Genomic DNA, 20266 nt, shown 5'->3' with positions numbered 1-20266 from the left:
CTATGGAAGAAGTTTAAAATCTACACGACGGTTCTTAGCCCAACATGCTTGTGTTTTATCACTACATACAGCATTGCTTTCACCATAACTTACCATAGATATACGAGAAGTGTCAATACCTTCAGATACTAATGCTTTTTTAACATTGCTAGCACGTTTTAAACCAAGAGCGAAATTATACTCATCGCTTCCCCATTCATCACAGTTACCTTCAAGTTTAACACTATATGATTTAGCCCCATTCTTTCCAAGATCAGCTGCCTCAGAAATTTTTACTTGCATTGCAGTATCTATCTCAAACTTATCAAATGCAAAATAAATAGCGGGTAATTTACTTTCAACCTCAGACATACTCAAGTTCGTATTTGAACTTGCATTTTCATTTGATGATAAACTTACCATACTCTCTTCACTCGCAACTACTTCAGTTTCTACACTTTTCACTTCCTCCACAACGGCTATTGTCTCTGTGTTAGACTTTATATCTACTGCTGGTTCACTTTGGCTACATCCAGTAAATAATAAAAGTACTGTTGCTACACTTGAAAGAACTATATTTTTCATATTTGATTTCCTTAATTGTTTTTAAAAATTATCGCTATTATACCTAAAAAATGTCAATATTACTATAATTGCTACCAGTCCATTGACTGAACTTTTCCATATTTAAGTGGGAAAAGATAGTTTTTATTATGATTGACCCTTATTATTCCGATTGCACTCTGTCCCTTATAATTCTTAATGAAAAGTATTGCATCCCCATCTTTAGAAAATCTTGGAAATTCATTTACCCCCGTAGCTGTTAATCTTCTAATAAAGTCTGTTTTAGTTGAAATCAGATGAAGATTAAATGTATTTATATCATATGCATTTGAACTTTCACGTGCTTTGTAAACTATATATTCTCCATTCGAACTACAAGCTGAGTTACTTGTTCCATAATAAACCATTTGCTCTATCTCATTGGTATTTAGTTTTTTTGAAAAAACATTTGGATATCCAAGTCGCGAAGATATAAAAACAATAGTATCTTTATTCATAAATTGAGCATTTACATCAATTCCACCATAGGTAGTCTCGCGTATATACTTTTTTGTTTTTATATTATACGAATATATATCTGGTTGTCCTTTTTTTGCCATAGTTAAAAGCAATGTAATTCCATTTGGACTAACATCTGAACAAATCATAATTCCATCAGATGTAATGACACTCTTTATTTTTAATGTTTTTATGTCTAAATGCTTAAGTGTGGGAACTTTAGGGTCTAATGCTGTATAGTAAAAAGCTGTTTGTGACTTATTAGCCCATTTTGGAAAAATATTAAATCCACCTTTTAAAATAACCCTCTGATAAGCTAAAGTATAGTCAGATATAATAATCTCACTTTTTTTTGGACCTACAATACGAGAAAATATAACTTTTCTTTTCATCCATTCTACAGAGGAAGCACCCATAAACTCATTTATATCAAAAGCTATCGCATGCGAGATAAACATATAAATACTTTGTCGACTTATTTTGTAGTTTTTAGAAAACTCAATTTCATTATTTTTCAAGAGTTTAATGTGCACATTTAAAGCTCCGCCATCATCTTCAAACATTTTGTATCTAAGTACATACTTTTTATTTCTATTGGAAGCTACAACATTTGTATTGTTGTAATGTGTTTCTCGATAAAATCTATCAACATTAAAAATTGATAGTACATTCAAATCTGCAATAATTGATTTAAAAAACTTCAACTTAAAAGAGTCATCATAACTTATAGATGCATCTTCCACTGCTAAAGATGGTAGTACATCAACTTTCTTAATAACCTCAATAGTAGCATCACCACCAAATAAGAGTCCAAATAACATAAGTATTAAAAATAGTATTTTCAAGTTTCTTCCTCAGATATAAGTAAAATGATAGTTCTTGTTGTTATTTTTTCAGGGCTCAATGGAAAAATAACATCTATAATTCTACTTTTAATTTTATCAACTTCATTATCAAACTCTTCATGTCCAGAGTGGGTCAAAATCCTGAAATCAATAACCTTGCCAATGGCACTTATTGTAATAACACTCTTTGCTCTATATCCTTGTGAATTAGGAGGAACACTAAAGTATTGATGAATAATTGCTTGAATTTTAGCATTATATTCATTTACTTCATCAGCAGTTGAATTATTTTTTTTAGCTTTATCTCTTGCTTTAACAGTATTACTGTTTTTTGTTTTAATCTTCTTCTGAATCTCCAAAAGTCGTCTTGAATTTTTTTGAATATTTTTTTGCTCAGTTTTTTTTATTTTAGGAGTCCAAACATCATTAAATAAATTATTTATATCAACATTTTTCTTTTTAACTTTAGGAGATTTTACTTCGACTTGAGGAGTATAACTACTCTTTTTGAGATCTATACTACTTAAAGAAACAGAGATAAAGTTAGCTTTTTTCAAAGCGAACGTCTTAGGGATTACTTCTTTACTAAATAATAATGAAAAAATTAAAATGAAAATGAAAAAAAATGAAAATGAGAGAAATCCACTGAAGTAAAAATTACTGTTATTATCCATTTGTTGCTAATGATACTTCTATAAAACCAGCCTGTTTTACAGCTGCTAAAACGGACATAACAATTCCATAGTCTAGACTTCTGTCTGCACTTATAAGAACTGTCGCTTTTTTATCTAAATCTTGTGCATAGCTAGAGAAGTTATCCATAAATGCATTCATCAGTTCTTGGTTTCCATTTAGCTTGACATTTGAATTTTTATCTATCACTATATGTACAGGTGAAATTTTAGAGAGTTGTTTTGAGACTGAACCCTGAGGAAGTTTAATATTTTCTTCATAAACTATATTTGGAGCAATAACCATGAGTATAGCTAGTAAAACTAGCATCACATCTACGAGAGGAGTAATGTTTAGTTCTGGTTTTTCATCCCAATCATATAACATAGTTACACCTTTCGAGCTATTATTGCATCACTTTGCATCTGAAGATATGATATAAGTTCAAAAGATTTTCTTTTTAAAACTTGATGATATGTATAAGCAAAAATCGCTACAAATATACCAGCAGCTGTTGCCACAAGAGCATCAGAAACACCACTAGAAATAACAGACATACTTCCACTAGTTTGCCCAATATGAGAAAATGTATCTAAAATAGAAACAACTGTACCAAAAAGACCAATAAAAGGTGTTGTAGAAGCAAATATAGAAAGTATAGATAGGCCTTTAGTAGCCTCTTTTGTAGCAGCAATCATTCCTAGACCAAGTACTTCTTTTGAAATAACATTACTTGTTTTTATAAAATTATTTAAAAAAGAGTCTTCATTAACTGTAGTTGAACCCATTAATAACGATTCTAACGAATTACTTTCAGAAGTGAGCCAGTTATTAATAGAAAAGTATCTATAAAAAAATACCCAGTTTAAGACTATAAAGTATACTGATAAAAGAATCAATACACCTATAGTCACAGGATGGCTTTTAAGATAAAAATCAATTAAACTGTTTAACATATATTATAGTAGTCTTTGAGCTGCTGATTCTATTTTTGATGAAACAACAGCGATTGCTGCACTAGAGTCAGCAACATCTTTAATTAGTTTCTTCGCATCATCAAGAGCCTGTGCAATTTCTGCTTCGTTATTACCACGAATTGGAGCTGCACCTTCTACTAAAATTATAACTTTTTCTTCATCTACTTGTACAACACCCCAGCTAATTACAATAGCTTCAACTGATTTGTCTTTTTTTTCAACATCAACTACACCACTTGTTAAAAGTGTTGTAAGTGATGCATGTCCAGCAAGTACTCCGAACTCTCCCTCTTCACCAGGAAGAACTACACTAAGAGCTTCACCATTGAAGATTTCACCATTAGGAGTTAGGATTTCAAGTTTTAATGTATCCATTATAGTCCTTTAATAAGCATAATGCTTATTTGTTTTTTGCTTCTTTAGCTTTAGCTTCTTCCATACTACCAACCATGTAGAAAGAGTTTTCACTCATATCATCATACTCACCAGCTAAAATACCTTTAAAACCTGCAATAGTATCTTCAAGTTTAACATATTTACCAGGAGCACCTGTAAATACTTCCGCAACAAAGAAAGGCTGAGAAAGAAATTTCTCAATTTTACGAGCACGTAAAACAACATTTTTGTCATCTTCACTAAGCTCATCCATACCAAGAATCGCAATAATATCTTGAAGGTCTTTATATTTTTGAAGTGTAGTTTGTACACCACGAGCAACATTGTAATGATCTTCACCTAAAATTTGTGGATCAAGTAATCTTGAAGTTGAATCTAATGGATCAACTGCAGGATAGATACCTTTTTCAGCAATTTTACGGTTAAGAACTGTAGTTGCATCTAAGTGAGCAAAAACAGAAGCTGGAGCCGGGTCAGTTAAATCATCTGCAGGTACATATACCGCTTGAACAGAAGTAATTGAACCATCTTTAGTTGATGTAATTCTATCTTGTAATGCACCCATTTCACGAGCAAGAGTTGGTTGGTAACCAACAGCTGATGGAATACGACCAAGAAGTGCAGACATTTCTGAACCAGATTGTGCAAAACGGAAAATATTATCAACGAACATAAGAACGTCTAGCTTTTTCTCATCTCTAAAGTACTCAGCCATTGTAAGACCAGTAAGTGCAATACGGTTACGTGCACCTGGAGGCTCTGACATTTGACCGTAGCACAGTGCAACTTTATCAAGTACATTAGAATCTTTCATCTCGTAGTAAAGGTCATTACCTTCACGAGTTCTTTCACCAACACCAGCGAAAACTGATAAACCATCATGACCATGAGCAACATTATGAATAAGTTCCATGATAATAACTGTTTTACCAACACCAGCACCACCAAATAGTCCAACTTTTCCACCCTTAGCGTAAGGCGCAAGTAAATCAACAACTTTGATACCTGTTTCAAACATTTCAGTAGTAGTAGACTGATCTACTAGTGGTGGTGGAGCACGGTGAATTGACCAAGCTTCAGAATCAGTAATCTGATCTCCACCGTCAATCGTCTCACCAATTACGTTAAAAATACGACCAAGCACTTTATCTCCAACTGGAACTTTAATCGGAGAACCAGTAGCTGTAGCAGCCATTCCACGAACAAGACCTTCACTCATATCCATAGCGATTGTTCTTACACGGCCATCACCTAAGTGAGCTGCAACTTCCAGTACTAAACGGTGTTTAGTACCTTCTAAACTTACTTTAACTTCAATTGCTTCGTTAATTACTGGAAGGTAACCATCGAAATCAACATCAACAACCGGGCCCATTACCTGGCTAATTTTTCCAATCATATTATTCTCCATTATTTCATAGACTCAACACCACTAATTATTTCTATCAATTCGGTGGTAATTGCAGCTTGTCTAGCTTTGTTAAATTTTACTTTAAGTGACTTAACCATATCTTTTGCATTATTTGTTGCAGTATCCATCGCTTGCATGCGAGCAGAGTGCTCTGCAGCAAGAGAATCTATTAATGCATAATACATGTTATAGTCAACATACCTAGTTACTAAAGCATCAAGCATTTTTTCTTCATTTTCAGCTTCAACATCTAACATAGAACTGTGTTGAACATCATCACAATCAAAACCATCTGTATCGATTGGTAATATCTTATTAACATGTAACTCTTGAGTTATCATATTTTTATAACCATTGTAAACTATATGAAGAGCTTCTGTTCTGCCTTCTTTAAAATCTTCTACAGAAGTTTTAATAAATTCATCAGATCTTGCTTTATCTGGTTTAGAACTTAAATCAATAACAGCATCAAACAGTTCAACTTCGTTATATTTAAAAAATTCTACACCTTTCTTACCGATTCCACGTAAACGTACTTTTACATTTTGTTCTTTATACTCTTTTAAAAGTTTATTAACAGCTTTAATTGTTTGAATATTAAAACCTCCACATAAACCTTTATCAGCAGTAACAAAAATAATGTCTACCATTGTTGGATTATCATTCTTTTGAAAACAACAATTTTCAATTCCACCAATTTTATTACATTCTATACGTCCAGCTATTTCGGCAATCACCTGATTCATTTTTTGAGCATAAAGACGAGAACGTTTTGCTAATTCTTCTGCACGGCGTAGCTTTGCAGTCGATACAAGTTTCATCGCTCCTGTAGTCTTCTGAGTATTTGAAACACTCTTTATCTGTCTTTGAATATCTTTTAGGTTTGCCATTTTAGTATTCCTTAGTTAGCAATAAAGCTAGCTTTGAATTCTTCAAGAGCTTTCATAAGTAATGATTTTGTATCATCATCAACCTTAGAAGTACTTCTAATATTCTCAAAGATTTGTGGATATGATGCTTCAAGGAATGGATACATTTCAGCTTCGAAACGCACTACGTTTGAAGAATCCATATCATCTAAGAAACCTGTATTACCAGCAAATATAATTACAACTTGTTTTTCAGCTGAAAGTGGAGAAAATGGTCCCTGTTTAAGAACCTCTACCATTCTCTGACCACGCTCTAGTTGATTACGAGATGTAACATCAAGATCAGATGCAAACTGTGCAAATGCTTGAAGCTCACGATATTGTGCAAGATCAAGTCTTAAAGTACCAGCAACTTGCTTAGTAGCTTTAATTTGAGCAGCACCACCAACACGAGAAACTGAAAGACCTACATTAATTGCTGGACGAACACCAGAGTTAAATAAGTCAGTTTCAAGGAAAATCTGACCATCTGTAATTGAAATAACATTAGTTGGAATATATGCCGCAACATCACCTTCTTGTGTTTCAATAATAGGAAGAGCAGTTAAAGAACCGGCTCCATTTTCATCAGACATTTTAGCAGCACGCTCAAGTAAACGAGAGTGAACATAGAAAACATCACCTGGGTATGCTTCACGACCTGGAGGACGACGAAGAATAAGTGACATTTCACGGTATGCAACCGCATGCTTAGATAAGTCGTCATATACGATTAGACCATGTCTGGCACTATCACGGAAGTATTCTCCCATAGTAACGCCAGTATATGGAGCTAAAAATTGAAGTGCAGCAGCTTCAGCAGCAGTTGCAGATACAATAATTGTATATTCTAAAGCACCATGTTCTTCTAAACGACGAACAATTTGTGCTACTGTAGATTCTTTTTGACCAATGGCAACATAAATACAAACAACGCCATTACCTTTTTGATTAATGATAGCATCTAGAGCAACTGTTGTTTTACCAGTTTGTCTATCACCAATGATAAGCTCACGTTGACCACGACCAATTGGAACTAGAGCATCAATTGCTTTAATACCAGTTGATAAAGGCTCATGTACAGATTTTCTATCCATAATTCCAGGTGCTTTTTCTTCAACAAAACGAGTTTCTGTTGTTTCTATTGGACCTCTACCATCGATTGGCTCACCTAGTGCATTTACAACACGACCAAGTAGTGCATCACCAACTGGAACACGTAAAAGTTTTCCAAGACGCTTAACACTCACACCTTCACGAAGTCCAGTACCAGCACCAAGTATAACAACACCTACTTTACTTTCTTCAAGGTTCATTACTAAACCTTGTGTACCGTCTTCGAACTCTACCATTTCACCAGCCATAACATTGCTTAGTCCGTAAACTTGTGCAACACCATCAGCATAAGAAACAATTTTACCTGTTTCGTTAATATCAACACTTAGTTCAAAGTTGTCAATACGTTCTTTAATTATTGAGCTGATCTCATCAGCTTGAATTTTTGCTACCACTATTGTTCTCCTCTTATCAAGTTAAATTGCTTTAATTATATGTTCTATTATTTGACTATCGATTCTATCTTTACAAAAACTAATTTCTATTCCAAGTCCAGTTACTTCTACTTTAATACCATTAAAATCATTTTTAACAAATAATAATGTTATTGTAGAATTAAACTTTGCACTTAAACCATGACTTAATTCCTCTAAAACTTTTAACTCAATATCACTATCACTATAAATGATACCAGTATAAGTTTTAGTAGAATTTGCAATATCTTTTTTTAACTCTTTTGCAATTGCAGGAATAATATCAAGACGTTTATTTTCAACCAAAAGTTTGATAAAATTATTTATTTTGTCTGATGAAGCTGATTTAATAGCATCTAATAAAATACTTTCTTTATCACTACTGCTCACAAGTGGGCTAATAATAATACTTTTAAATTTTTCATCAGTAAATGAATCTGCTAACACAGAAAAAATATCTGCACTATTTTGAATAGATTCAATATCAAAGTCATCTGTTAAAGCTTTTATATACTTTTTTGCGATAAGTTCTTCCATCTAAGCGACCTTTTTCAAGATAACATTCACCATTGCTTGTTTATCGAAACTTTCTGAACTTTGGACTAATGTCTCATTCAGAACATCTTCAACAACACTACGAACCATTTTTCTCTCTTCAAACTCTTTGAAAGATACACTTTGTGTAGAAATAATCTCTAAGTCTGTATCGCACTGATTCATGATTTTGTCATTAATTACTTTATTTTCTTTTTTAGATGATACAAGTAAATTTCTAGCAAATTTCTCAGCATCAGATATTTTTACAAGTGCATCTTTTTTTAAAGTAATTGACTCTTCGAGTTTCTCTTGAACCTTTTTTAATTCACCAGATATTCCCTGACTTCTTGATGCAAAATAAGCTTTTGCAGGTTCCCCAACTAAATACCAAACAAGCCCAGCAAAAAGTAAAAAGTTTACAGTTCTTTGAACTATATCTGTTTCACCATGCACAGCTTCAGATGCAAGTGCATAAGTTGATATCATTATGATTAATAATAGAATTCTACTCACATTACACCCTTATATTTGACTAAATTTAGCTTTAACAGCTTCTTTAAACACCGGAACTTGTGACATTAAGTCAGTAGTCAACTCTTCTTTGGATTTATAAAGTGATTGCTCAAATTCTAAATACTCTTTTGCAAGCTCAGCACGCTTTGCTTCTAATTTACTATCAGCTAATTCCTTAGCATCCGTAATAACTTTTTCCCTTAGGGCCGCAGCTTCTAGTTTAGCATTCATAACTATTTCTTCAGCTTGTGCGTTAAGCGCATTGATTTCATCATCATTAGAACCTACTCTATCGAGGTCTCTTTTGATATCATCATTACGATTATTCATAAAACTAAATAATGGGTTATAAAGCCAACTATTTAAAACGGCTATAAGAGAAACAAATACGACAAATGTAGCCAAAAGTAGTATTGGATTTATATCTAACATAGCACCTCCTAAAAGTTTCGAGATTATACTATGATTAAATTGAAAGGATAGTTAAAGTAGAAAAAAAAATAAATTTTATTGTTTATTGTTTAATAAGTGCCATAAAATCTTCTATCTCATCTTGAGATGAAAACTCTAATGTTAAGCTTTTTTTTGATATTTTTGTATTTAAACCAAGTTTAGTGAGTTTCTCTTTTAAAAGAATAAAGTCATATCTAATTTCTTCTTTTCTTGGTCTACAAACTTCTTCGCTTGTTTTCATACTTTTAATCATCGATTCAACTTCTCTTACACTAAGTTTTTGTCCAATAATTGAATTTACTATTAAATGTTGATTTTCATCATCTAATCCAACTAGCACTTTAGCATGTCCAGCTGTAATTTTTTTCTCTAAAAGTGCTTTTTGTGTTTTTATGGAAAGTTGTAAAAGTCTTAAAGTATTAGTAATATGTGTTCTACTCTTATGAATTTTAGATGCTAGCTCATCATGAGTAATATTATGTATTTTAATAAGCTCGCCGTAAGCTTCTGCTAGTTCAATAGAATTTAATTCTTCGCGTTGAATATTTTCAACAAGTGCATATTGACGCATTTTTTGTTCATCAGAATTTAAAACTATTGCACGTATTGCTTTTATTTTTGCAATTTTTGTAGCACGAAATCTTCGCTCACCTGCAATAATTACATATCCATCTATATCTTCCGTCACAACGATAGGCTGTATAAGTCCATCATTTTTAATTGATTCTGCTAACTCAAGAAGAGCATCTTCGTTAAAAGTTTTTCTAGGTTGGAAAGGATTAGCTCGAATATCTTTAACTGATATTTCGATTACTGTATCATGCTGTGTGCTCTCATTTTCATAAGCTTCACCCATCTCCCCTAAAAGAGCATCTAATCCACGTCCTAATTTTTGACTTTTCATTATCTCATTATCGCTTTTGCTAAATTTTGGTAAGCGATAGAACCACTCGATTTAACATCATAAAGAATAGCTGGTTTACCAAAAGATGGAGCCTCTGCTAGTTTTACATTTCTTGGAACTACTATGTACTCATCATCGTCATCTTTAAAAAGCTTCCCTTTAAAGTGTTGTTTTAAATCTGCAAAAACTTGTTTGGAAAGGTTATTTTGTGCACTAAACATAGTTGGCACAAAGCCTTTAATACTTAGTTTAGGGTTTATTGATTTTCTTACTAATTTCACAGTGTTTAAAAGTTGAGCTAAACCCTCTAGAGCAAAAAATTCACACTGAATTGGTATTACCACAGAATTAGAAGCACAAAGAGCATTAATAGTCATTGGCCCTAACGCTGGTGGGGAATCAATAATAATATAATCATAATCTTTTTTGACATTCGCAATAGCACGCTTAAGAACTAGTTCTCGCCCTTTCGCTTTATCTGTGTCGTAGTACTCTTTTTCTATCCCTACAAGACCTATGTTCGAAGGTGCAAGGTGCAGAGTATGTAAATCTGACTTTAATATAATATCTTTTAACTTTTTTGTTCCTATAAGAACATGATAAATATTGAACTCATAATCATTCCTGTGAAACCCCAAAGAGGTAGTAGCATTGGCCTGTGGATCCGAGTCTATTAACAGCACTTTTTTCTCAGCTACTGCTAATGATGCGGCTAGATTAACAGCTGTTGTAGTTTTACCTACACCACCTTTCTGATTTGCAATTACTATTACTTCGCTCATCTTAAACTATATATCCTCTCACCATTTATCTTTAAACTTCCATCATCTTGAAGTTCTGTATTATTCAAATGAATTTTAGCACCGTTAACATGTGTATATAAATTTTTATTTGTGTAGTATTCTAACTTATATTTACTAAATACTTGCTTCCATAAAACTTTTTTAGCGATATTTTTAAAATAATTTTTCAAGAGAATTTCTTTCCTTATTTCAATATCTACATGTCCAAAGCCAGTAGGTGAACTTACCAAGTTTACACCTACTCCACATACAAGTCTATCATCAACTATATTGGTAATCATTCCAGCAATTTTTTTATCTCTCAAGTACAGATCATTTGGCCATTTTACTAAAACCTTAGATCCTAGTTCGGATAAGGTCTCTTTTAAAAGATAAGAAAAATAAATAGAAGCAGATTCTATTTTTAAATCTTTTGGTAAATCAGAAATTTTCATACTAAAAGATAAAAAAAGATTTCCTTCTATTGAATTCCAGGAATTATCACGACTTCCAATGCCTGCAGTTTGAATACCTGCAACAACAGCAATGCTCGTTATTGTTTTATCTTGTTTAAGTAAATTCTTAAGGTATGTCTGTGTTGATGGGAGGCTTTTAAAGAAAAGTGTCTTCAAGATTTAGTCTTTTCCCATTTATATAAGATAGTACATCCATCTCTTTTTTAGACTGAGGTTGCACACTGAAAATTCTTAAGCTTCCTGTTTCACAAGAAATAACAATACTGTCTGTATCTATAGAGATGATTTTAGCTATTCTGTTGTGAGATACTTTGTCTTCCAAAATAATCTGTTTTAATTTCAATCCACTTTTTAAATAAATTCCAGGCCATGGAGTAAATGCACGATATTTATTATAAATAATATTTGCATTATCAAATGTCACTTCTCCATCAGATTTTGTAATCTTTTTACAGTGTGTTGCCTTGTGCTCATCTTGTTTCTGAGGAGTATATGAAGAAAAGTTTTCTAAAACATCAACTGTTAAATCTGTTGCAACCCCAGTTAAGTCATCAAAAAGAGGAGAAACCATCATGTCTTTATCGACAGCAATTTTCATTATTTTTAAAACATCACCAGTATCTAAACCTTCTTCCATTAGCATTGCTGTAACACCAGTTTCTCTATCATCATTTAAGAGAGTCTGCTGAATTGGACTTGCCCCACGATACTGAGGGAGTATAGATGCATGGAGGTTGATACATGGTGCATGGTCTAATATTTTACTAGGAAGTATCTGTCCATAAGCTGCTACAACAATGTAATCACACTCAATTTTTAAAAGTTCAACTACGACTTCATCATCACGAAGGCGATTTGGTTGATAAACATTAATATCATGTGCTTGTGCTAAAACTTTAACTGCAGGGGACGACATAACTTTTTTTCGTCCAACCGGTTTATCTGGCTGTGTATAAACACCAACTACATTAATATTTGGTTCTTCAATCAATCTTAGTAAAATCTTCTCAGCATAATCTGGTGTACCCATAAAAATAATATTCATATTAAGCCTTTGTAAAGAGTGTGCCACCACAATGTGTCGCATTTAGTGTATAGCTTTTGACATCATCTAGGTTAAAACCACTTGCTAAAAACATATCAATATTTAATTTCTGCAGATATGCTGCCGCTTTTAACTTTGTTACTATTCCACCAGTTGCAAAAACATCATGAGGTGTTGCATTTTTACTCAGTTCCTCATCACTAATTGAATGAACAACTTTTAAAACTTTTGCATTTTTATGTTTTCTTGGATCCATATCATAGTAGGCATCTATATCTGAAAGGATTATAAGGAGGTCTGCATTTATATGTGCGGTAATATATCCTGAAAGTTGGTCATTATCTCCAACTTCTAACTCATCTGTTGCTGTCGCATCATTCTCATTAACTATAGGGATTATTCCATTACCAAGAAGTACTTCAACTGTGTTTTTAATTCTTTGTACATCATCAATTTTATTGAGATTTGCCGCAGTTACTAAAACTTGTGCACATAAAAGATCTTGTTTTTCAAATTTTTTAGTATATTCTCTCATTAGGATTGGCTGTCCCAAAGAGGCTAAGGCTTGTTTGTTATGAAGAATACTTCTGTCGAGCTTTAATTTAGTATATCCTGCTGACACAGCACCTGATGATACAATTATTACTTCATTCTCTTTTTTTAGCTCTACTAAATACTCTACAAGTGATTGCATTCTATCTAGAGCCAGAACTCCACTTTGAGTTAAAACTGCACTACCAACTTTAACTACAATTCGCAAGTTTACTACTTTCTATCAGTCAGAACTAAATTAAATAGAGCATGCTTAAGTGCATCTATATTTTTATGAGTCGCTGAAGATATTGGTGCAATCAAATATGGCTGAGTTTTATCAAAACCTAATTCATCTGATGCACTTTTTTGAATATAAAAAGGTATTTTAGAATCAAATTCAAACTCATTTTCATAAGTCGCTTTAAGACCAAGCATCTCTATAAAATCATTAACCTGAGCATTCAACTCATCAGGTGGGACAACATCTGAACGAGTTAATGCTATTGCAAATTTACTCTCACCTAAAATTTCAGAGAATGAAGCTATCTCATCTTTTAGAACTTCTATCTGCTCTTTCAGCTCTCTATAGTTTCCTAAATCCACCATATATAAAAGTATTTTCGTACGTTCAATATGACGTAAAAATTGAATTCCTAAACCTTTGCCTTCGTGAGCACCACCAATAATTCCAGGAATATCTGCCATTACAAACGACTCATAATCCCCAATATTTACTTGGCCAAGCTTTGGAGTCAGTGTTGTAAACTCATAGTTCGCTATTTCTGGTCTTGCGTTTGACACAGTTGAAATAAGTGTAGACTTTCCAACATTTGGAAAACCAACAAGTCCTATGTCCGCTATAAGTTTAAGGTCAAGCTTTATAGCTCTTGTTTCACCCTTTTCACCTGGTTGTGAATAAGTAGGTCTTTGATTTGTTGGTGACTTAAAGTGAGTATTTCCGAGTCCACCTTTTCCACCTTGAAGAAATTTCTCTTCTTGACCATCTGTTGTCATATCAAAGAGAATATCACCAGTGTCATTATCAATAATTTGTGTTCCAGGCGGAACAATAACTACTGTTTTAGAGCCTGATCTTCCAGTACAGTTTGAGCCTTCTCCTGGCTTTCCACCATCTGCTTTAATGTGCATCTTTCTTTGAAAGTGAGAGAGAGTGTGTGTATTATTATCACATTTAAAATGGATATCACCACCTTTGCCACCATCCCCACCATTTGGACCACCATTGAGTACAAACTTCTCACGACGAAATGCGACACACCCTTGTCCACCTTTACCTGAACTTACTGTTAATTCGACGCTATCTGTAAACAAATGTGCTCCTTGAGTATCTATGTTAATAAGAGATACTTTATTGTATTAAAACTAAAATACTTAAAAATTGACTTTGAGAATAAAAGAGTTAATTGTTAAATATTTGTTTGGTTTGGAATATTAAATTCCGTTATGAGGGAATAGAATAAATGGGCTAAGCCCAAATATTTGTAGAATTAAGCTGCAGGAACTACTGAAACTTGTTGACGTTTTTTATCTTTACGTTCAAAAGTAACAACACCTTCAATAAGTGCAAATATAGTATGATCTTTTCCCATTCCTACATTGTTACCAGGGTGAACTTTAGTTCCACGTTGACGAATGATGATGTTACCAGGAATAACAACTTCTCCACCAAATTTCTTTACACCAAGTCTTCTACCAGCTGAGTCGCGATTATTCTGCGTACTTCCTTGACCTTTCTTATGTGCCATTCTATGCTCCTTGAGTTATTTTAGCTTATGCAGCTATTTTCGTGATTCTAACACGAGTGAAGTCTCTTCTAAAACCACGTTTAACTTTACTATCTTTACGACGACGTTTCTTGAAAATTACTACTTTTCTGTCACGTCCCTCATTGATAACTACAGCCGTTACTATAGCACCTTCAACAAAAGGAGCTCCCGTTTTAAGTTCACCAGCATTTACTGCTAAAACTTCTTTGATTTCTACAACAGAACCAGCTTCAAGTGACATTTTATCTAGTGATAATTCATCACCTTCTGTAACTTTATACTGTTTTCCACCATTTTTAATTATTGCGTACATCTATGGTCCTTAAAATAAATATGTATTTCTACAAAAAGTGCCGGAATTATACCCTAATAAGCTTTAAGTTTTATTTAATCACTTTACTAAAGCAACAGCGTCTATCTCTACTAATGCATTTTTAGGTAATGTTTTTACAGCAACTGTTGCTCGAGCTGGTTTATGTGAACCAAAAGCTTCTTCATAAACTTCATTTACAACTGCAAAATCATTCATATCTGCTAAGAAAATTGTAGTTTTGACAACATCGTCTAGTGAACTACCTGCCGCTTCAAGAACTGCCTCAAGATTTTTCATTACTCTTACAGCTTGTACGATTACACCCTCACTTAATAGTTCATCTGTTCCCTCAGGAGTTAATGCGATCTGACCTGATGTGTATACTATACCATTTGCCACTACTGCTTGTGAGTATGGTCCTATTGCCGAGGGAGCTTTTTCTGTTTGTACTAATTTCATTTTTTTCCTTTACTTTTATTTTCATTATTCATCTCAAATTTTTCTTCTGCATTATCAATAAATACTTCAAATGTTTCTTCATCTCTATACCCAAGCGAATTATAAAGCATAACTCCATCACTATCTGTAAAATAGTGTCTTGGAACAGGAGAACTCTCAAAACCCTCGGGAATCTTATCAAAATCACGTACTAGCTGTACTGTAATAAATTCTTTTTCTAAACGCTGGATTAGTTTCTTATCTTGCAATGTTATATCTTTGAACATTTGACACCAAGAACAAGTTGATGAAGTTATCAGCAAATAAATAAGCTTGTTCTCTTTTTTTGCATCAACTAAAGCTTGTTTGTAATCATCCATCCATCCAAGTTCAACACTAAATAGTGATGTAAGCAATGCTAAAAGTAATAATAGCTTTTTCATATCTACTTCCAATCCTTAATAAGTACTTTAAATATTTTATGTAAATCTTCCACTTCCCCACGAGTTGTTCTTTCATTAACTGAGTGTATTGAGTCATTTCTGACACCAAACTCGACAACTTCAACACCTAGTGGAGCCATAAACCTTGCATCACTTGTTCCACCGGCAGTAGAATGTTGTGGTTTTGCATTAGTAACTTTTTCTATTGCACTGTCCACCATTATAACAAGTTTTGTATTAGTATCTGTTTTAAAAGGATAAGAACCTTGTGTTAAACGCAGCTCATAATCAAGTCCAGCAAAATGTTTCGCAACAAATTCAGCAACCTCTTTTTGTGTTGTTTTTGTGTTATTTCTAACATTAAACATCATCTTTAGTTCATTAGGCGTTACATTTGTCACTTGCATACCTGAGCGAATATCTGTTACAACAAACTTACTCGGTGCAAAAAACTCATCGCCATTATCTAAATCAACACCAGCCATCGATCCCAAAATTTTAGAAATATTATGTATAGGGTTTATCGCTTTTTCAGGATATGCAGCATGTCCTTGTTTACCCTTAAGTGTCACATAGCCATTTATAGAACCACGTCGTCCTACTTTTATAGCATCTCCAAGTCTATCTTCACATGTTGGTTCAGCTACAACTACTGCATTTGGAAGTAAATCATTGTTCTCTAAAAATTCTAAAATCTTCACAGTACCATTTACTGCTTCGCCCTCTTCATCTGACGTGAGCATTAGTGAAAGTGTTCCATTAAAGTTTTTTGCTTCTTTAACAGCCTGCATAAACGCAGCTAAACCGCCTTTCATATCTTGAGCACCACGACCATATATAAAACCATCTTTTTCCACTGCTGTATAAGGGTCAGTATCCCAGCCACTTCCAGCTGGAACTACATCTACATGTCCTGCAAAACAGAGGTGTTCACCTTCTCTAAACTTTTTATATATAAAAAGATTCTTCACATCTTCTACATCTATTCGAACAGCTTCAAATCCAGTTAAATATTCTTCTATAAAGTCTAGAAGTCCTCCATCATCTGGAGTCTCGCTTTTTGTACTTATAAGGTGTTTAAAAAGTTCTATAACATCCACGGTTTATTTTCCATTCTTTAGTATTCTTAGTGCAGCCTCTTCATCATCGGTCCGCATTAAAGATTCTCCAACTAAAAAGGCATCAACACCAGCCTTACTTAAGTCTTCAAGTTGTCCATGCTCATAGATTCCACTTTCTGCAACAATGACCTTACCATTTGGAATAAGAGGGATAAGTTCATAACAGAGATTCATATTCATCTCAAAAGTTTGAAGGTTTCTATGGTTAATACCGATGATATCACTTCCTGCATAAATAGCCTTCACTAAATCTGTCTTATCGTGAACCTCAACAAGTGCTTCCATTCCTAAGTGCCTTGTATATCCAAGTAACTCTTTAAGCTCTTTTTTACTCAGTGCCGCTGCAATAAGTAAAATAAAATCTGCACCATGAACAAGTGCTTCTAAAACCTGATACTTTGACACAATAAAATCTTTTCTTAAAAGAGGTATTCCAACATAACGACGAATACCACCTAGATAATCAAGTGAACCTTGAAAAAAGTGAGGTTCTGTAAGTATAGAAATAGCACTTGCTCCTCCGCGTTCATATGCCTGAGCAATAGCTAGAGGGTCAAAATCTTCACGAATAATCCCCTTTGATGGAGAAGCTTTTTTCACCTCTGAAATAATTCTATAAGGGTCTTCTGGTGTAGCTGTTAGGTAAGGAAAAACATCACGAGGTACTCTTGCATTAAATGCAAGTGAACGACCTAGCCAATCCAATGAAAACTCTTTCTCGCGTTTAACTAAATCTTCTTTTGTTTTTTTAATTATGTCATCTAAAATCATTTTTTACTTATTACCTTTTTATTTTTTAAACATTTCTCTATTTTTTTCAGGTGAAAGAGAACTTCTGGATCATCTCCACCATCTAGCTTCACAACTCTTTGCATAATCTTTTTTGCTTTTTCACACTTACCAAGTTTATAGTATCCCCAAGCCTTTGAATCTAAATAGTACGATGAATTTGGTTGCATCTTTAACACTCTGTCTATATAATCCATACCAATTTTCACATCGATTTCATGATCTATTAAGATATAACCCAAATAGTTAAGATACACAGGTCCTTTGTCTTCAAGTATCACTTTTTTAAGTTTTCTTACTACTCGTTGTATAAGTTCTTGCTTATTTTTATCTTTCGCACTTTCATACTCATATATAGCACTTCTTCCTAGGTAGTCTATCTGCGAAGTTCTTTCATAAAGTTTTTGGGAGAGAACATATGCTTTATCATAATTCTTTGATGCTGTATAAAGTTGTAAAAGTACTTCATCATCAACACTTGAATGTTCTAAAAAATTCATAAGTGCTAAATAATCTTTTTTGTAAGAGTATATTTGCACTATTTTTTTCGCGATTTCTTCATTCTTTTTAGACTTATAAAGTCTTAAATATGTTGCAAGTAAACCATCTACATTATTTTCATTACTATAAAAGCCAATAAGTCTCATACAGATCCGCTCTGAACATCCTAACATTCTGGAATGTGTTTCAAGCTGGGCTATTGCCTCTTTTTTTCTGTTTAGATTCACATAAAGTATTATTGATATTCTGTCTAAAATCTTTTCATTGTACTCTTTAGTATAAGCACTTTCAAGGTACTTTAATGCAGTGTCATACTCTTGGCGTTTAGAGTATATATCACTTACTAAAATGTAATCATTAGGATTTTTTGTCATCTTGGCAAGACTAATAGAAAGTGTAGTAGCTTCATCAAGTCTATTTAAATCAAATAAAGAAACTACCTTCAGTCTTTGTAAAACTGGATCCTGTGGAGAATCTTTTAGGTAAACATCTACTCTTTTGATTAATTTTATATATTTCTTTGCTAAGAGGTCATTTTGTAAAGAACGATAAAGATACTCTTGTTTCAAAGATTTTTCATACAAAATAGTGAAAAGCTCTGAAGCAGAAATATAGTCTTTAACTTCCTCTGCACGTAATGCAAAGAGTATATAACTGTCTTCTCTGTCAAAAGCCTTTTCGCTTGGTTTGAGTGAGCTTAAGTCTTTACAAGAGACAAATAAAAGTGACAATGCTAAAAATAGTACATATTTAACCATCAATAATTCCTGGACACTCTTCTTTTAGTTCATCCACTCGCGTTTTATAATAATCCCAAAAAGGAAATGTCATACACTGAGAAGGACGTTCTTTATATATTTTACAGCCATTTGTATCTCTATCATAAAAAACACACTCATGAGAGCCATTATAAACTCTCTCTTTAATCGAGTATTTATAATCTTTCTTAAAAAGGTATTCTACTGCAAAATCATTAACGCTCAAATCTAAAAGTTCAGCAATTTTAAATATTTCATTTTTACTTACATATATATAACCGCTTTCACCAGTACAGCATCGCCCTTCACAGGTTGAGCAAGCATTAGTGTTAAAGGCATAAGGGTAACCCTCTTTTTTTATTATAGTTGACATTTTATACTCTGTGTTTTAGCTTTTTCATATATATTCTTGGCTTCTTGTGAATGCTCATCTCCATCCATTGTTATAAATGGTTTTAAAACATTCATCATCGCTTTTGAACCATTTCTAGCATGGACTAAAACTAATGAAGCTTTTTTATTTATATTAGGATGCACAAAACGTACATCTACTACCCTCATCTTCACTTTAGCTAGTTCTTCACAGATATCGCCAAATTGACTCGCTTCATAACAGAAAACGAAATGTGAACTTGGTTTGAGTAGACGCGACACTTTCTTAAAAAAACTCGCTAGAGGTAAGTTATAGTTATACCTCGCGTTCAGTAGCATTTCATTCTCACTTCTCTTCGCACCAACAGTGTAAAAAGGAGGGTTTGAAATGATATAGTTAAACTTTTGTTCATCTTCAAACTCTAAGAAATCTGATTGGTGTAAATCATATTCTATTTTATTTACCCTCGCGTTTGTAGTCGCGTACTCAACAAAGAGTTCTTGCTTCTCAACACCACTAAGAGAGACTTTTGAGTTATCTCTAGCAACTAGTAGCCCAACGATTCCACAGCCTACACCTACGTCGAGGACTCTTCCCTTTGGTTCTAAAGAGTTGATAAAATCATACAAAAAAAGTGAATCTGAGTTATAGCAGTAACCACTCTCTGGTTGATAAAGTAACATCAAACTCCTTTTAGATATAATTTTGTAATTATAACTT

The 20266-nt window shown here is 33.3% G+C and carries 27 protein-coding genes; all 27 read right to left on the bottom strand.

Going from position 1 to position 20266, the window contains the following annotated elements; translation table 11 throughout:
• A complete protein-coding gene (locus HOG88_RS08775) occupies nucleotides 1–564 on the bottom strand; it encodes an OmpA family protein (RefSeq protein WP_295005290.1) in 564 nt (187 codons plus the stop codon).
• A gap of 71 nt (nucleotides 565–635) precedes the next feature.
• A complete protein-coding gene (tolB, locus tag HOG88_RS08770; RefSeq protein WP_295005288.1) occupies nucleotides 636–1886 on the bottom strand; it encodes a Tol-Pal system protein TolB in 1251 nt (416 codons plus the stop codon).
• Entirely contained in the window at nucleotides 1883–2443 is a 561-nt protein-coding gene (locus tag HOG88_RS08765) for a TonB C-terminal domain-containing protein (RefSeq protein ID WP_295005286.1), read from the bottom strand. Before HOG88_RS08765 ends, tolB begins: the two co-directional genes overlap by 4 nt.
• A gap of 109 nt (nucleotides 2444–2552) precedes the next feature.
• Nucleotides 2553–2945 (bottom strand): biopolymer transporter ExbD, encoded by a 393-nt coding sequence (locus tag HOG88_RS08760; RefSeq protein ID WP_295005284.1) that lies wholly within the window; start codon nucleotides 2943–2945, stop codon nucleotides 2553–2555.
• Nucleotides 2946–2947: 2 nt separating this feature from the next.
• Nucleotides 2948–3514 (bottom strand): MotA/TolQ/ExbB proton channel family protein, encoded by a 567-nt coding sequence (locus tag HOG88_RS08755; RefSeq protein ID WP_295005282.1) that lies wholly within the window; start codon nucleotides 3512–3514, stop codon nucleotides 2948–2950.
• A 3-nt stretch (nucleotides 3515–3517) separates the two neighbouring features.
• Complete coding sequence (gene atpC, locus HOG88_RS08750) at nucleotides 3518–3910, bottom strand: ATP synthase F1 subunit epsilon (RefSeq protein ID WP_295005280.1); 393 nt, start codon at nucleotides 3908–3910, stop codon at nucleotides 3518–3520.
• Nucleotides 3911–3935: 25 nt separating this feature from the next.
• Nucleotides 3936–5330, bottom strand: a complete 1395-nt coding sequence (atpD, locus tag HOG88_RS08745) for a F0F1 ATP synthase subunit beta (protein ID WP_295005278.1) — start codon at nucleotides 5328–5330, stop codon at nucleotides 3936–3938.
• Between the two features lie 11 nt (nucleotides 5331–5341).
• Complete coding sequence (gene atpG / locus HOG88_RS08740) at nucleotides 5342–6232, bottom strand: ATP synthase F1 subunit gamma (RefSeq protein WP_295005276.1); 891 nt, start codon at nucleotides 6230–6232, stop codon at nucleotides 5342–5344.
• Nucleotides 6233–6243: 11 nt separating this feature from the next.
• The gene (atpA, locus tag HOG88_RS08735) at nucleotides 6244–7761 is read right to left on the bottom strand and encodes a F0F1 ATP synthase subunit alpha (protein ID WP_295005274.1); all 1518 of its coding nucleotides are present in this window, start codon (nucleotides 7759–7761) and stop codon (nucleotides 6244–6246) included.
• Nucleotides 7762–7782: 21 nt separating this feature from the next.
• Complete coding sequence (locus HOG88_RS08730) at nucleotides 7783–8316, bottom strand: F0F1 ATP synthase subunit delta (RefSeq protein ID WP_295005272.1); 534 nt, start codon at nucleotides 8314–8316, stop codon at nucleotides 7783–7785.
• On the bottom strand, nucleotides 8317–8829 hold the full coding sequence (locus HOG88_RS08725) for a F0F1 ATP synthase subunit B (protein WP_295005270.1): 513 nt from the start codon (nucleotides 8827–8829) through the stop codon (nucleotides 8317–8319).
• Between the two features lie 9 nt (nucleotides 8830–8838).
• The gene (locus tag HOG88_RS08720; RefSeq protein ID WP_295005268.1) at nucleotides 8839–9261 is read right to left on the bottom strand and encodes a FoF1 ATP synthase subunit B'; all 423 of its coding nucleotides are present in this window, start codon (nucleotides 9259–9261) and stop codon (nucleotides 8839–8841) included.
• 82 nt (nucleotides 9262–9343) lie between these two features.
• Nucleotides 9344–10186: a ParB/RepB/Spo0J family partition protein gene (locus HOG88_RS08715; protein WP_295005267.1), complete on the bottom strand. Its 843-nt coding sequence runs from the start codon at nucleotides 10184–10186 to the stop codon at nucleotides 9344–9346.
• A complete protein-coding gene (locus tag HOG88_RS08710; protein ID WP_295005266.1) occupies nucleotides 10186–10968 on the bottom strand; it encodes a ParA family protein in 783 nt (260 codons plus the stop codon). The genes HOG88_RS08715 and HOG88_RS08710 overlap by 1 nt, the downstream gene beginning before the upstream one ends.
• Complete coding sequence (locus tag HOG88_RS08705) at nucleotides 10965–11600, bottom strand: biotin--[acetyl-CoA-carboxylase] ligase (RefSeq protein ID WP_295005264.1); 636 nt, start codon at nucleotides 11598–11600, stop codon at nucleotides 10965–10967. The genes HOG88_RS08710 and HOG88_RS08705 overlap by 4 nt, the downstream gene beginning before the upstream one ends.
• Nucleotides 11581–12489, bottom strand: coding sequence for a methionyl-tRNA formyltransferase (gene fmt / locus HOG88_RS08700; protein WP_295005262.1), 909 nt, complete (start codon nucleotides 12487–12489; stop codon nucleotides 11581–11583). Before fmt ends, HOG88_RS08705 begins: the two co-directional genes overlap by 20 nt.
• 1 nt (nucleotide 12490) lies before the next feature.
• Complete coding sequence (proB, locus tag HOG88_RS08695) at nucleotides 12491–13249, bottom strand: glutamate 5-kinase (protein WP_295005260.1); 759 nt, start codon at nucleotides 13247–13249, stop codon at nucleotides 12491–12493.
• A gap of 5 nt (nucleotides 13250–13254) precedes the next feature.
• Nucleotides 13255–14355 carry a GTPase ObgE gene (gene obgE, locus HOG88_RS08690; RefSeq protein WP_295005258.1) on the bottom strand — a complete coding sequence of 367 codons (1101 nt, stop codon included), beginning with the start codon at nucleotides 14353–14355 and terminating at the stop codon, nucleotides 13255–13257.
• Nucleotides 14356–14531: 176 nt separating this feature from the next.
• A complete protein-coding gene (gene rpmA / locus HOG88_RS08685; RefSeq protein WP_295005256.1) occupies nucleotides 14532–14789 on the bottom strand; it encodes a 50S ribosomal protein L27 in 258 nt (85 codons plus the stop codon).
• Nucleotides 14790–14814: 25 nt separating this feature from the next.
• Nucleotides 14815–15123 (bottom strand): 50S ribosomal protein L21, encoded by a 309-nt coding sequence (gene rplU / locus HOG88_RS08680; RefSeq protein ID WP_295005254.1) that lies wholly within the window; start codon nucleotides 15121–15123, stop codon nucleotides 14815–14817.
• A gap of 78 nt (nucleotides 15124–15201) precedes the next feature.
• Nucleotides 15202–15582, bottom strand: coding sequence for a RidA family protein (locus tag HOG88_RS08675; protein ID WP_295005252.1), 381 nt, complete (start codon nucleotides 15580–15582; stop codon nucleotides 15202–15204).
• Complete coding sequence (locus HOG88_RS08670; RefSeq protein WP_295005242.1) at nucleotides 15579–16004, bottom strand: DUF255 domain-containing protein; 426 nt, start codon at nucleotides 16002–16004, stop codon at nucleotides 15579–15581. The genes HOG88_RS08675 and HOG88_RS08670 overlap by 4 nt, the downstream gene beginning before the upstream one ends.
• Before the next feature lie 2 nt (nucleotides 16005–16006).
• Entirely contained in the window at nucleotides 16007–17104 is a 1098-nt protein-coding gene (gene dapE / locus HOG88_RS08665) for a succinyl-diaminopimelate desuccinylase (RefSeq protein WP_295005240.1), read from the bottom strand.
• Between the two features lie 3 nt (nucleotides 17105–17107).
• The gene (gene trpC, locus HOG88_RS08660) at nucleotides 17108–17896 is read right to left on the bottom strand and encodes an indole-3-glycerol phosphate synthase TrpC (RefSeq protein WP_295005238.1); all 789 of its coding nucleotides are present in this window, start codon (nucleotides 17894–17896) and stop codon (nucleotides 17108–17110) included.
• Nucleotides 17893–19173 carry a hypothetical protein gene (locus HOG88_RS08655; protein WP_295005236.1) on the bottom strand — a complete coding sequence of 427 codons (1281 nt, stop codon included), beginning with the start codon at nucleotides 19171–19173 and terminating at the stop codon, nucleotides 17893–17895. Before HOG88_RS08655 ends, trpC begins: the two co-directional genes overlap by 4 nt.
• Complete coding sequence (locus HOG88_RS08650) at nucleotides 19166–19546, bottom strand: YkgJ family cysteine cluster protein (protein WP_295005234.1); 381 nt, start codon at nucleotides 19544–19546, stop codon at nucleotides 19166–19168. Before HOG88_RS08650 ends, HOG88_RS08655 begins: the two co-directional genes overlap by 8 nt.
• A complete protein-coding gene (locus tag HOG88_RS08645; protein ID WP_295005232.1) occupies nucleotides 19534–20229 on the bottom strand; it encodes a methyltransferase in 696 nt (231 codons plus the stop codon). Before HOG88_RS08645 ends, HOG88_RS08650 begins: the two co-directional genes overlap by 13 nt.
• Between the last annotated feature and the right edge of the window lie 37 nt (nucleotides 20230–20266).

The sequence above is a fragment of the Sulfurimonas sp. genome (genome assembly GCF_018698455.1).
GTDB lineage: Bacteria > Campylobacterota > Campylobacteria > Campylobacterales > Sulfurimonadaceae > Sulfurimonas.
Note: the sequence above shows the minus strand (reverse complement) of the source record. Positions and strands in the feature narration are given on the sequence as shown.

Coding starts and splice junctions, on each gene's coding strand:
- atpG (WP_295005276.1), bottom strand. CDS start 6,232: ATGGCAAACCTAAAAGATATTCAAAGACAGATAAAGAGTGTTTCAAAT.
- HOG88_RS08670 (WP_295005242.1), bottom strand. CDS start 16,004: ATGAAAAAGCTATTATTACTTTTAGCATTGCTTACATCACTATTTAGT.
- atpC (WP_295005280.1), bottom strand. CDS start 3,910: ATGGATACATTAAAACTTGAAATCCTAACTCCTAATGGTGAAATCTTC.
- HOG88_RS08710 (WP_295005266.1), bottom strand. CDS start 10,968: ATGAGCGAAGTAATAGTAATTGCAAATCAGAAAGGTGGTGTAGGTAAA.
- HOG88_RS08715 (WP_295005267.1), bottom strand. CDS start 10,186: ATGAAAAGTCAAAAATTAGGACGTGGATTAGATGCTCTTTTAGGGGAG.
- HOG88_RS08755 (WP_295005282.1), bottom strand. CDS start 3,514: ATGTTAAACAGTTTAATTGATTTTTATCTTAAAAGCCATCCTGTGACT.
- HOG88_RS08645 (WP_295005232.1), bottom strand. CDS start 20,229: ATGTTACTTTATCAACCAGAGAGTGGTTACTGCTATAACTCAGATTCA.
- rpmA (WP_295005256.1), bottom strand. CDS start 14,789: ATGGCACATAAGAAAGGTCAAGGAAGTACGCAGAATAATCGCGACTCA.
- HOG88_RS08675 (WP_295005252.1), bottom strand. CDS start 15,582: ATGAAATTAGTACAAACAGAAAAAGCTCCCTCGGCAATAGGACCATAC.
- HOG88_RS08730 (WP_295005272.1), bottom strand. CDS start 8,316: ATGGAAGAACTTATCGCAAAAAAGTATATAAAAGCTTTAACAGATGAC.
- HOG88_RS08720 (WP_295005268.1), bottom strand. CDS start 9,261: ATGTTAGATATAAATCCAATACTACTTTTGGCTACATTTGTCGTATTT.
- atpD (WP_295005278.1), bottom strand. CDS start 5,330: ATGATTGGAAAAATTAGCCAGGTAATGGGCCCGGTTGTTGATGTTGAT.
- fmt (WP_295005262.1), bottom strand. CDS start 12,489: ATGAATATTATTTTTATGGGTACACCAGATTATGCTGAGAAGATTTTA.
- HOG88_RS08760 (WP_295005284.1), bottom strand. CDS start 2,945: ATGTTATATGATTGGGATGAAAAACCAGAACTAAACATTACTCCTCTC.
- HOG88_RS08650 (WP_295005234.1), bottom strand. CDS start 19,546: ATGTCAACTATAATAAAAAAAGAGGGTTACCCTTATGCCTTTAACACT.
- HOG88_RS08775 (WP_295005290.1), bottom strand. CDS start 564: ATGAAAAATATAGTTCTTTCAAGTGTAGCAACAGTACTTTTATTATTT.
- rplU (WP_295005254.1), bottom strand. CDS start 15,123: ATGTACGCAATAATTAAAAATGGTGGAAAACAGTATAAAGTTACAGAA.
- HOG88_RS08655 (WP_295005236.1), bottom strand. CDS start 19,173: ATGGTTAAATATGTACTATTTTTAGCATTGTCACTTTTATTTGTCTCT.
- trpC (WP_295005238.1), bottom strand. CDS start 17,896: ATGATTTTAGATGACATAATTAAAAAAACAAAAGAAGATTTAGTTAAA.